This window comes from Streptomyces sp. NRRL S-31, assembly GCF_000718775.1.
GTDB lineage: Bacteria > Actinomycetota > Actinomycetes > Streptomycetales > Streptomycetaceae > Streptomyces.
In genome coordinates, this window is the sequence record NZ_JOCB01000023.1 from 72,523 (window position 1) to 84,113 (window position 11,591).

Annotated in this window: 9 protein-coding genes, 1 tRNA gene and 1 pseudogene; 7 read left to right on the forward strand and 4 right to left on the reverse strand. The window is 70.7% G+C overall.

Going from position 1 to position 11,591, the window contains the following annotated elements; all coding sequences use genetic code 11:
- Positions 1-185: 185 nt before the first annotated feature.
- Together IF37_RS0112090 and IF37_RS0112095 are read left to right on the forward strand one after the other, a co-directional pair.
- Entirely contained in the window at positions 186-467 is a 282-nt protein-coding gene (locus IF37_RS0112090; RefSeq protein WP_030740484.1) for a helix-turn-helix domain-containing protein, read from the forward strand.
- 45 nt (positions 468-512) lie between these two features.
- Entirely contained in the window at positions 513-1,706 is a 1,194-nt protein-coding gene (locus IF37_RS0112095) for a site-specific integrase (RefSeq protein ID WP_253915741.1), read from the forward strand.
- Between the two features lie 73 nt (positions 1,707-1,779).
- On the opposite strand, the gene IF37_RS0112100 is transcribed toward IF37_RS0112095, so the two are convergent.
- The 3 genes from IF37_RS0112100 to IF37_RS0112110 all read right to left on the reverse strand — a co-directional run bounded on the left by IF37_RS0112100 (position 1,780) and on the right by IF37_RS0112110 (position 3,980).
- A complete protein-coding gene (locus IF37_RS0112100) occupies positions 1,780-2,121 on the reverse strand; it encodes a hypothetical protein (protein WP_030740491.1) in 342 nt (113 codons plus the stop codon).
- Positions 2,122-2,233: 112 nt separating this feature from the next.
- Positions 2,234-2,306: transfer RNA gene (locus IF37_RS0112105), tRNA-Arg, on the reverse strand.
- A gap of 396 nt (positions 2,307-2,702) precedes the next feature.
- A complete protein-coding gene (locus IF37_RS0112110) occupies positions 2,703-3,980 on the reverse strand; it encodes a M6 family metalloprotease domain-containing protein (RefSeq protein ID WP_030740494.1) in 1,278 nt (425 codons plus the stop codon).
- A 388-nt stretch (positions 3,981-4,368) separates the two neighbouring features.
- On the opposite strand from IF37_RS0112110, the gene IF37_RS0112115 reads away from it, so the two are divergent.
- Entirely contained in the window at positions 4,369-5,016 is a 648-nt protein-coding gene (locus IF37_RS0112115; protein WP_030740496.1) for a TetR/AcrR family transcriptional regulator, read from the forward strand.
- Between the two features lie 370 nt (positions 5,017-5,386).
- On the forward strand, positions 5,387-6,925 hold the full coding sequence (locus IF37_RS0112120; protein ID WP_030740498.1) for an MFS transporter: 1,539 nt from the start codon (positions 5,387-5,389) through the stop codon (positions 6,923-6,925).
- A gap of 51 nt (positions 6,926-6,976) precedes the next feature.
- Here IF37_RS0112120 and IF37_RS0112125 read toward each other — a convergent pair whose 3' ends face one another.
- Positions 6,977-7,486: a MarR family winged helix-turn-helix transcriptional regulator gene (locus IF37_RS0112125; RefSeq protein ID WP_030740500.1), complete on the reverse strand. Its 510-nt coding sequence runs from the start codon at positions 7,484-7,486 to the stop codon at positions 6,977-6,979.
- A 106-nt stretch (positions 7,487-7,592) separates the two neighbouring features.
- Here IF37_RS0112125 and IF37_RS0112130 point away from each other — a divergent pair, with 106 nt between their 5' ends.
- From IF37_RS0112130 to IF37_RS46590, 3 genes and pseudogenes are all read left to right on the forward strand, one after another.
- Positions 7,593-8,381 carry a dioxygenase gene (locus tag IF37_RS0112130; RefSeq protein WP_030740502.1) on the forward strand — a complete coding sequence of 263 codons (789 nt, stop codon included), beginning with the start codon at positions 7,593-7,595 and terminating at the stop codon, positions 8,379-8,381.
- A 657-nt stretch (positions 8,382-9,038) separates the two neighbouring features.
- Positions 9,039-10,028 (forward strand): RNA polymerase sigma factor RpoD/SigA, encoded by a 990-nt coding sequence (locus tag IF37_RS0112135; RefSeq protein ID WP_030740504.1) that lies wholly within the window; start codon positions 9,039-9,041, stop codon positions 10,026-10,028.
- A gap of 584 nt (positions 10,029-10,612) precedes the next feature.
- A pseudogene (locus tag IF37_RS46590) lies at positions 10,613-11,035 on the forward strand (TetR/AcrR family transcriptional regulator); the annotation flags it as partial.
- Positions 11,036-11,591: the final 556 nt, after the last annotated feature.

An 11,591-nucleotide genomic window follows, 5' to 3' on the forward strand; every position in this document is an offset into this window, starting at 1 on the left:
GGTACCTGCCCAAATCACCCATCTTGAAAATGCTTAGGGAAGATAGCACGGCCTCCCTGATGGAACGGCTCCTGATGTGCCGGAATTCGAACGAGACGAACGCCACTTCTCTCCCGGGAGACTTTTGTAGAGTTTAAGAGCCAACTCTTGCCATGGCGGCCGGATGCAAGTTACAGCTACCTGTCATGGCAACCCGACCTGTCGAAATAGGCCCCGCCGGCCTCCACACCGCCCGCGCCATCGAGCACCTACGCCTCCTGCGCGGCCTGACCCAGCACCAGCTCGCCGCCCGCTGCACCGCGCTGGGCCGCCCGATGTCCAACACCGCCCTCAGCCGCACCGAGCGCGCCCACCGGCGCTGCGACATCGACGACCTCGTCGCCATCGCCACCGCGCTCGGGGTTCCTCCCACGACCCTGCTCCTGCCGATCCCGTCGGTGTCCAGTGATGAGCGGAGGGGGTGCTAGTTGGCGCGGGTCTGGATTGAGGACCGCATAGGGCACGCGGCGTATGTGCGCGCCGCGACGGACGCCAAGCGGGCGGGCCGTACGCCACCGGGACGGTACCGCGTGCGCTGGTACGACCCCGATGGCAAGCCGAAGATGAAGACCTTCGCCCGTAAGGTCGACGCCGAGGCGGAGCGGACGAGAATGGAGTCCCGTCTCAACGACGGCTCCTACCGCGATCCTGCAGCCGCACGCGTGGAGTTCGCAGAGGTGGCGGAGTCCTGGCTGGCTGCGCAGATCCATCTCAAGCGTTCGACCCGGGGCCGCTACCGCGGTGTTCTCGACGTCCACGTGATCCCCAAGTGGGGCACTACCCCGCTGGACCGCATCCACTTCGAGGACATCGCGGAGTGGCTCGCGGATCTGCTGTCCGGCGAGGCGACCGGCGGCAGGAAGCTCAGCCCCCGGTCGGTCCGCAAGGCGTACGTCGTCCTCAGCCGCGTTCTCGGATACGCGGTCAAGGCCCGTCGCCTGGCGGTCAACCCGGCTGTCGGCGTGCCCCTGCCGAAGGCGATGCCTGCTGACCACGTGTACCTGGACGACATGCAGGTCGACGCGCTGGCCAATGCGTCAGGCGCCTACCGGGTGTTCATCCTGCTGCTGGCCTACACCGGACTGCGCTGGGGCGAGGCATCCGCGCTCAAGGTGGGCCGCGTCGACCTGGACGCCTGCCGGGCCCACATCGTGGAGGCGTACGCCGAGGACAACGGCAAGCTCTACCTCGATACCCCCAAGAACCACGAGCGCCGATCGGTGCCGATCCCGCGGTTCCTGGCAGAGGAAATGAAGCCCCACGTCCAGGGGCGAGGCGACGAGGAGTTGCTCTTCACCGCCCCGCAGGGCGGCCCGCTGCGAGCCCGGAACTTCCGACAGCGGTTCTTCGCGCCGGCGGTCGTGAAGGCCGGACTGGGGGACCTCAAGGTCACCCCGCACAAGCTGCGGCATACGGCGGCCTCGCTCGCCATCGCGAGCGGCGCGGACGTCAACGTCGTACAGACGATGCTGGGCCACAAGTCCGCGACGCTGACGTTGGACACGTACGGGCACCTCTTCCCGGATCGTCTGGACGAGGTCTCGAAGAAGATGCACAAGCGCCGTTCCAAGCAGTTGGCCAAGGCGAAGGCCAAGCTGGAGAAGGCGGAGAAGAAGGCCCGCAAGGCCGCCGAGGCGGTGGCCGCCCTGGAGGACGATGCCGCGTGATGAGTGCCTGAGCCGTGCCGGGGGGCTGTAGGCGAAGGGGGCGCGCCATCGTACGCACGATGGCGCGCCTCCTTCAGTTTGTCCGGTGAGCGGTTCGCCGAGCCCGGTCCATGGCTTCTGCCGTGGCATCCGCAGCCAGTTGCCTGATCTCCTGCGGCGGCTCTCGTTCGTCGAGGACGAACAGCCGGCCGCCGGTCAGATGCGTGGTCGTCTTCCAGCCGAGACGGCGGCCTGCTTCCCGTGCGGCACGCCGGACGTCCTTGAGTTCGCCCATCCCCGCGAGATCGTCGCCGCTCAGGATCAGCTGCCCGTAGAAGCCCTTGTACTGCGGTTTCAGGGCGGCCTGCATCATCGACTCAAGCTGGTCGACCAGCTTCTCGTACCGGCGCTGGGCCAGCTGGTCCTTGGCAGGCATCTCGCACAGCTCCCCACCTCTGCCCGCAGCCCATGTGTGCCAAATGTGTGCTGCGAGACCGAAGGCCCTCCCGTCCGTCGGACGAAAGGGCCTCTGACCAGGTGTTTCTCTGTGCCCCCGGCAGGATTCGAACCTGCGACACCCGCTTTAGGAGAGCGGTGCTCTATCCCCTGAGCTACGAAGGCGTGGTCCACAGGGTACCGGATCAGGGCTTGGGTGGGTGCTGGTGCGGGGGAGCCGGGCAGGGGGGCGCGTGGCGGGGCTTGTGGGGCCGCTTCGATCAGTTCGGGGGGACTGGAGCCGGCCTGCGGTCCGTTGCCGTACCGGTACGGGACCGGGCGGGCCGGTGATCGCCTTCCTGCACATCGCCACGCACGGGGCTCGCCCCACAGTGAGGTGGTGGCGGCAGGGGCACGGCTTGGGGCCACGCCTACGGCAGTCCCGGGGCCGGCGGCCAGCGGTCGGGTTGTCGGCGGTGATCCCCGGGCGGGCAGCCGGCCGTTTTTGGCCTGGTGGTCGGCTTGCGACCGGTGTCCGTGTGGGTCCCCGTCATCGGCGGACAGCCGTTGTCGGTCGCCCCGTCAGCCGCGGGTGATCCGTACCCGGTAGTTGCCGTCCTCGTCCGTCCCCGTCACCCGCACGCTGATCCCGTGCCGTGGGTCCTTGAAGGTCTCGCCGGGGGAGAAGGGGGCGTCGGAGAGTTCCGCGTGGACGTTGGGGCTGCGGGTGCAGCCACCGCTGTCGCGGTGGCTGTCGAAGACGGTGATCGGGCCGCGGCCGGTGTCGATCGCGGCGTCGATCCGGTAGATGAGGACGCCCGGGTGGCACACCGACTCGTCGTTGCCGCCTTGTGCGCGGACCTCAAGGGCGTAGGTGGTGCGCGCGGTGACCGGTATCAGGATCAGCTTTCCGCCGCCCTGCTGGTACAGGGGGGACAGGGTGTAGTCGACGCTGCCGGGTGCCGCCGCGCAGCCGACCTGGCCGCCGTCCAGCCAGCCCAGTTTCCACTTGTGCCAGCCGAGCAGGTCGTTGTTGGAGCCCCAGTCCTCGCTCATGATGTCCCAGTGCCCGACCGCGCCCCCGCCGTCCTGCGTGTACAGGTCGGGCAGGCCGAAGGTGTGGCCGTTCTCGTGCGGCAGTACCCGGTAGCCGGTGCGGTCGTAGGAGCCGGAGCCGTCGTCCTGGCGGGAGTAGACGAACGAGGCGTTGGATATGCGGACGCCGTCGGCGACCGGGGCGTCGTCGTTGCCGGCGAAGGTCACGGACAGCACGGTGTCCAGGGCGGAGGGGCCGGCGTTCGGGGTGACGAGCACGTTCAGCAGGTCGTAGCTGCGGAAGTCCACCGTCGGGTCGGCCGCGGCCACGATGTCCTGCACCAGGTTCCGGTAGCCGGGGTCGAAGGGGGCGCCGCGCTCTATGCCGTAGTCCTGGAAGCCTTTCGGCATGCGCAGCCAGGTGGTGACGGGGGCCTCGGCGCGGTAGTCGAGACGGCCGTACGACGCGGTGTGGAACCAGTCCTGGGTCTGCGGGAAGAACTCGTGGAAGCGGTCCATCGCGTTGCCCTGGCCGGGCGCGTCGGGGAAGTCGACCATCAGGGTCAGGGCGTGGACCGTGCCCGTGGAGCGGGAGTAGCCCGTCGGGGTGGGCAGGCCCTCGGTCATCTGCACGTCCAGGCCGCCATGGATCATGCAGGGGATGAGCGCGGCGGAGCGGGCCAGGCCGATGGGGCCGGCGGTGGTGGGCGCCGTCAGGTGTCCGGTCCCGGCCGAGGTGCTGACCCCGAGGGTCAGTGCGGTCACCAGGGAGAGGGCGGTCACCCGGCGCGGGCGTATGCGGCGGCGGGGCGGCTGCGGCTGCATGCAGGGACCTTTCGCGCCACGGCAGCCACCCGTGTCCGGCTGCACCCTTGCGCTCACCCTGTGCCGGAGGGGCGGTGACCGCTCGCTGGAGGGGACCGACGGTGGGAAAGCGGGTCCGCAACGGGGTGAATCCCGGCGACCGCTGATTGTGACTCAGGTCACAGGAATACATCCGCCGGCCGGGAAATAACCGGGGACGCTCTCCCCGTTTAGTCAGGTGTCCGGGTGAAACGGGGACCCGGTCCCCGGATCGCCACTCGTGGGTGAGGATCACTACGAGAAGATCACTTACGAGAAGATCACTACGAGAAGATCACTACGAGATCGTTCCGGGGCGGTCGTTCCGCTGCCGAACGTTCCGAGACCCGAGACCTACAGAGGAGTGCCCGTGTCCGCCGTAACCGCCCCCGCCGTGCGCAAGGTGTCCCGGCCGCGCGCCGACGCTCTGCGCAACCGGGAGCGGATCGTCACCGCCGCCCGGGAGATGTTCGTCGAGCACGGGCCGGACGTCCCGCTCGACGAGATCGCCCGCCGGGCCGGCGTCGGCAACGCCACGGTGTACCGCAACTTCCCCGACCGCGACGCCCTCGTCCGCGAGGTCGTCTGTTCCGTCATGGACCGCACGGCCGAGGCGGCCGAGCTGGCCCTCGCGGAGACCGGGGACGCCTTCACCGCCCTGGAGCACTTCGTGCACGCCGCCGCCGACGAGCGGATCAGCGCGCTGTGCCCCATGGTGTCCAGCACGTTCGACCAGCACCACCCCGACCTGGAGGCATCCCGTGAGCGCGTCGAGCGGCTCATCGAGGAGGTCATGGGCCGGGCCAAGGCGGCCGGTCAGCTCCGGCCGGACGTCGGAGTGGGTGATGTGATGATCGCCGCGGCCCAGCTGAGCCGGCCCCCGGCCGGTACGGACTGTCTGCGCGGTGACCGCTTCGTCCACCGCCATCTCCAGCTGTTCCTCGACGGCCTGCGGGCCCCGGCCCGTTCCGCCCTGCCGGGCGCGGCCGTGAGCATCAAGGAGTTGCGCGACTACTGACCGATCAGTTCAGCTCTCGCGCCCGGTCCACCGTGGGTACGGCGGCGCGTACGGCCGTTCCCGTCCTCGCCGGCCCTCCGGCCCCGATCTCCTGACACCGACCAACCGTCCTCCAGCCGTCAGCCGTCAGCCGTCAGCCGTCAGCCGTCAGCCGTCAGCCGTCAGCCGTCAGCCGTCAGCCGTCAGCCGTCAGCCGTCAGCCGGCCTCCGCACCGACGTCCTTCCTGCCTCCGCCTCCCGACGCGTCGTTCTCCTGATCTTCGTCTTTCCGTCTTCCGCCGTTTTCTGGCCATTTTTCGTCACGCACGTCCCTCACGCATCCCTCACGTCTTCCCTCACGACGTCCTGAAGTCCCGAAGTGGGTATCTCCATGTCCGAAACAGCCCTCAAGGCTCCCGGCATCACCGCGCCGAGCGGTGATGCCAACCGCTGGAAGGCGCTCGTCTTCATCGCGCTCGCCCAGCTGATGGTGGTCCTGGACGCCACCATCGTGAACATCGCCCTGCCCGCCGCCCAGCAGGACCTGGGCATATCCGACGGCAACAAGCAGTGGGTCATCACGGCCTACGCGCTCGCCTTCGGCGGTCTGCTGCTGTTCGGCGGCCGGATCGCCGACCTGTGGGGCCGCAAGCGCACCTTCGTGCTCGGCCTGGCCGGTTTCGCCGCCGCCTCCGCGCTGGGCGGTGCCGCCACCACCGGCACGCTGATGTTCGGCGCCCGCGCCCTCCAGGGCGTCTTCGGCGCGCTGCTCGCGCCGGCCGCGCTGTCCCTGCTGGCCGTCATGTTCACGGACGCCCGGGAGCGCGCCAAGGCGTTCGGCATCTACGGCGCCATCGCGGGCGGCGGCGGTGCCGTCGGCCTGATCCTCGGCGGCTTCCTCACCGAGTACCTGGACTGGCGCTGGACCTTCTACGTGAACGTCCCGTTCGCCGTGGTCGCCGCGGCCGGTGCCTACTTCGTCATCCGGGAGCCGGAGGGCGGCCGCAACCGCTCCCCGCTCGACATCCCCGGCGTGATCCTGTCCACCCTCGGCCTGGTCGCCCTGGTGTACGGCTTCACCCGCGCCGAGTCCGACGGCTGGGGCGACTCCCTGACCGTGTCGATGTTCGTCGCGTCCGTGGTGCTGCTCGTCGCCTTCGTGCTGGTCGAGGCCAAGGTCAAGGCGCCGCTGCTGCCGCTGCGCGTGGTGACCGACCGCAACCGCGGCGGCATCTACCTCTCCCTCGGCCTCGCGATCATCGGCATGTTCGGCCTGTTCCTCTTCCTGACCTACTACCTCCAGGTCGTGAAGGGCTACTCGCCGGTCAAGACCGGCTTCGCCTTCCTGCCGATGGTGGCCGGCATGATCACCGGCTCCACCCAGATCGGCACCCGGCTGATGACCCGCGTCCCGGCCCGGCTGCTGATGGGCCCGGGCTTCCTGGTCGCCGGCCTCGGCATGCTGCTGCTGACCCAGCTGGAGATCGACTCCTCGTACGCGGCCCTGCTGCTGCCCGCGATGCTGCTGCTCGGTCTGGGCATGGGTACGGCGTTCATGCCGGCGATGTCCCTGGCCACCCAGGGCGTCCAGCCCCGGGACGCCGGTGTCGCCTCCGCGATGGTCAACACCTCGCAGCAGGTGGGCGGCGCGATCGGCACCGCCCTGCTGAACACCATCGCCGCCTCGGCGACCACCTCGTACGTCAAGGACCACATCGCCGGGGCCACCGCCAAGCCGCAGCAGCAGCTGGTGCAGCTCCAGGGCATGGTGCACGGCTACAGCACCGCGATCTGGTTCGCCGTCGGCATCCTGGTGCTGGCGTCCCTGATCGCCTTCACCTTCGTCAACGCGGGCAAGCCGAACCCGACCGCCGTGATCACCGGTGACGGTGCCGGGGACGAGGTGCCGGTGCCGGTGGTGGCCCACTGAACGCCCGTACGGTGAGCCGCCCGGCCGTCCGGCGGTGAGCCGCCCCGCGGTCTAGCGGAGCCAGGGCAGGTCCGCACCCGCTTCCTCGGGCTGGAGGCCCTCGGCGACGATCTCCATGATCTCGCCGAGGGTCTTCTGCTGTTCCGGGGTCAGCCGCTCGAACAGCGCCTGCCGTACGGCGCTCACATGGCCGGGCGCGGTGCGCCGCAGCACCTCGAAGCCCTCGTCCGTGAGGACGGCGAACTGGCCGCGCTTGTCGGAGGGGCAGTCCTCGCGGCGGACCCAGCCGTTCTTCTCCAGGCGCGCGATGGCGTGCGAGAGCCGGGAGCGGGTGATCTTCGCCTGCATCGCCAGCTCCGTCATCCGCAGCCGGCGGCGCGGTGCCTCGGCGAGGCCGACGAGGAGGCCGTAGTAGACGTGCGGCATGCCCGCGTCGCGCTGGAGCTGCCGGTCGAGGTGGTCCTCCAGGAGGTAGGTGGCGTGCAGGTAGGCGCGCCAGACGCGCTGCTCCTCGTCGGTCAGCCAGCGGTGCCGGGCGGTGGAGTCGAGTGCCGTGTTCATGTGTCCACTTTACGAGACAGCTCCTTGAATATTGAACAAGTGGCCGGTAGGGTTTCCCCTGAAACTTGAGTTTTAAAGTATCTGGAGCCCACCGGGAGTCGCCGCGATGTCCGCCACCGCCCAGGAGCGCATGCCCGCGCTGTATCTCAGCCACGGCGCCCCTCCGCTCGCCGACGACCCGGTCTGGCCCGGCCAGCTCGCCGCCTGGTCCGCCGCACTGCCCCGGCCGCGGGCCATCCTCATGGTCTCCGCCCACTGGGAGGAGGCCCCGCTCGCCCTCGGCGCGGTCGAGACCGTCCCGCTCGTGTACGACTTCTGGGGCTTCCCCGAGCACTACTACCGGGTCCGGTACGCCGCCCCCGGCGCGCCCGCGCTCGCCGACGCCGTCCGCAAGCTGCTGCGCGCCCCCGGCCTCCCCGTCCAGGACATCCCCGACCGGGGCCTGGACCACGGCGCCTACGTCCCGCTCGTCGAGATGTACCCGGACGCCGACATCCCCGTCCTCCAGATCTCCCTGCCCACCCTCGACCCGGTCCGCCTCATGGACCTCGGCCGCAGGCTCGCCCCGCTGCGTGACGAGGGCGTGCTGATCGTCGGCTCCGGCTTCTTCACCCACAACCTCGCCGCCCTGCGGCACGCCGGGGGTGTGCCGAGCTGGTCCTCCGAGTTCGACGACTGGGGCCGGCGGGCCCTGGAGGCCGGCGACTGGGACGCCCTGCTCGACTTCCTGAACAAGGCCCCGGCGGGCCGCTACGCCCACCCGCGCACCGAGCACTTCGTCCCGCTCTTCGTCACCATGGGCGCTGCGGAGGCCGCCGGTGAGCCGGCCACGCAGCAATCGGTGATCGACGGCTTCTGGATGGGAATGGCGAAGCGGTCCGTGCAGTTCGGATGAGTCGCGGCGGTTGCTCGTACCGGGCCGCGTCCCCGGCCGTGTCCCCGGGCACGCTCCGGTAGCGGCCGGCCTCGCCGCCCGGCGTCCGGGATTGCGTGCAGCGAAGTCCATCGATGTCTCCATGGACGTCTCCGCGAACTGTCGTAGGCGGGCCTGGGCCGGTGCGGGCCGGTGCGGCCCGCCTGGGCTGGTGCAGGCCGGTGCGGACCCCCTGGGTCGGTACGGGCCGGACCTGGCGTGCCCCGGAATTTCCCGTGACCGCGCGTCCGCGGCAACCATCGGGCGGCGCGGGCCGTCTATCGGGTGGGAGAGCAGCCGGCGGCGGCGTTCCCGCGGAGTGAGAAGCGCGGTGTCGAATGTGACGGCCGTCTCACGCACGTAGTGGTCGTAGATCGTCGTGAGGGCCTTGAGGTCACCCTCGATTCCCCTTCTGACCTGCGCTTCGGCACGTTTCGACGGCATCTGGCCCGCCAGCGTGGCGGACAGGGTACTGCATGATCAGAAAAATCGCGGGGCGGGTTGGGAATTCTGTCCGGATTCCAGTCGTTGTTTCCCACGGATGCAGGGCACCCGGAGAGACCGGAGTTCCAAGACAGTACCCGCGTGCCGAGCGTTCGCCAGGACCACCCGCCAGCCCACCATCGAAAGGGAGCACGCATGGCAACCCGTGCCGTCGCCCGTCGTCAGTCCGCCACCGGCGAGACGGCCCGCAGTGTTCGCGCTCATGGCGGCGAGATCGCAGACCGCGACCTGGTCGGCATGTACCTCGACGAGATCGCGCGCACTCCGCTGCTCGACGCCGCGAAAGAGGTAGAGCTGTCCCAGACCATCGAGGCGGGCGTGTTCGCGCGGCAGGTCCTCGACGGCGAGGAGGAGTCCAAGTCGGACGCCACCCGCGCGGAACTGGAGGCACTGGTGGCCGCGGGCGAGCGGGCCAAGGACGTGTTCATCCGCTCCAACCTCCGTCTGGTCGTCGCGGTCGCCCGGCGATACCCGCGCAGCGGGCTGCCCCTGCTCGACCTGATCCAGGAGGGCAACGCCGGCCTGGTGCGCGCCGTGGAGAAGTTCGACTACCGCAAGGGCTTCAAGTTCTCCACGTACGCCACCTGGTGGATCCGTCAGGCCATCACCCGCTCCATCGCCGACCAGTCCCGCACGATCCGGCTCCCCGTCCACCTGGTGGAGGAGCTGGGCCGCATCCGCCGCGTCCAGCGCGAGTTCAACCGCGAGAACGGCCGCGACCCGGAGCCCGCGGAGATCGCCGCCGAGCTGGGCTCGACGCCGGAGCGCGTCATCGACGTCCTCGACTGGGCGCGTGACCCGGTCTCCCTGAACATGGCGGTGGACGACGAGGGTGAGACGCAGTTCGGCGACCTGCTGGAGGACACCTCTGCGGTCTCCCCGGAGCAGTCCGTCCTGACCCTGCTCCGCAGCGAGGAACTGGACGACCTGATCGGCCGCCTGGACCAGCGCACGGCCTCCATCATCAAGATGCGGTACGGCATCGAGGACGGCCGCGAGCGCACCCTGACCGAGGTGGGCAAGGAGCACGGCCTGACCCGTGAGCGCATCCGCCAGATCGAGAAGCACGCCCTCCTCGAACTGAAGAAGCTGGCCCGCGACACCGGCTTCGACGCGGCGGCGTGAGGTACGCGAGGTAGTGGGGTACGCGAGGTGCGCGGGGTAACCGGACGCACGGCGCACGCCCGGGGGCGAAAGACGGCGCAAACATGGCGCGGTCCCGTCGCTTCAACGGCCGGGCCCGAGGGAACAACCCTTCCGGGCCCGGAAGCGGGCCCGGGGCACGCACTCCCCACCCACACCCCCCACACCGCACGGCCCCGGCCGACGACCGATGCCGGCCGATCCATGTGAACCACGTCCCGACGCAATCCCCCCGGCGCCGGGACCTCCCGAGCCGGGCTTCGGCGCCTATCCCCCCCCCGGGCGCCGGAGTCCGGCCCTTTCGATGGCCGAGAGGCGTTCCCGCCGCTGCTTCCGGAGGCGCGTCCGCCGTGGCGGGCGGTGTCCGCCGTGGGGCTGACGGTCCGTCGGAGGTGCTGGAACGGCGGCCCACCCCGTACCTGAACCCCGGGGTGGACCGCCGGATGGCAGATTCTGCCACACGGGCATAGCCTGCCCGGATGAGCACGACCCCCAGCACCGCCCACCAGCCGTTTTCCGCCTCCGCGCCGGTGTCCCTCACCGAACGCCGGAAGGCCGAGACCCGGATGGAGATCGCCCGGGCGGCGGCGGCCCTCTTCGTCCGTCAGGGTCTGCGGGCGACCCGGGCCGAGGACATCGCCCGGGCCGCCGGCATCGCACCGCGCACGTTCTACCGCTACTTCGCCACCAAGGAGGAGGCGGTCGCCCCCCTCTACGCGGCCGGCGCCCAGCGCTGGATCGAGGCGGTCCGCACGGCCCCGGCCGACCTGTCTCCGCAGCAGGCCCTGGAACACGCCGTCCGGCACACCCTCACCCCGGGACTGGGTGTCTCGGCAGCGTCCTGGGAGTGGCTGCGCACCCTGATCCGCCTGGCCGACACCAGCCCGGCCCTGCGCAAGGTCTGGGCGGAGGTCTGCCAGGCGTCGGAGGGCGCGCTGGCGGAGATCCTGGCGGAACGCATGACCGGCACGGAGGACGACGGGGCGGCCGGGACGCCATCGGGGCCGGGGACGGAGGCGGCTGCGGGACCGGAGACGGGGCTGGAGAAGGACCGGGTTACGGGGGACGGGGCGGCTGAGACGCGGACGAGGACGCGGACGCGGACGAGGACGGGGGCCGGCCGGGAACCGGGGGGCCCGGAGGCCGTGACGCCTGATGGAGCTGAGGGCGGAGGCAGGGGCGGAGACGAGGCCGGCGGGCGCGGGGGCCCCGTGGCCCTGGCGCCCGCCGCGGCCGGGCGGGCGGACACGCGCGCCGTTTCCGCGCGTGCCGTTCCGGAGCTACGGTTCGCGGCGGCCGTGGCCGGTGCCGCCGTGCGCGTCGCCGTGGAGGGCTGGGCCGTCACGACGGCCCCGCCCGCCGGGCCCGGCGGCCCCGCGGCCCTGGCCGTGCGCAATCTGCGCGCGCTCCGGGACTTCGCGTGGAGCGGCGAGGAGTAGGCCGCGGCCCTAAGAACTCCTATCGCAATGACTTCAGGCGTCTCCAGCAGATGAGTGCGCATGCCAGGGTGAGGAAGCCTTCGTGGATGTCGTCGCGGATCTCCCA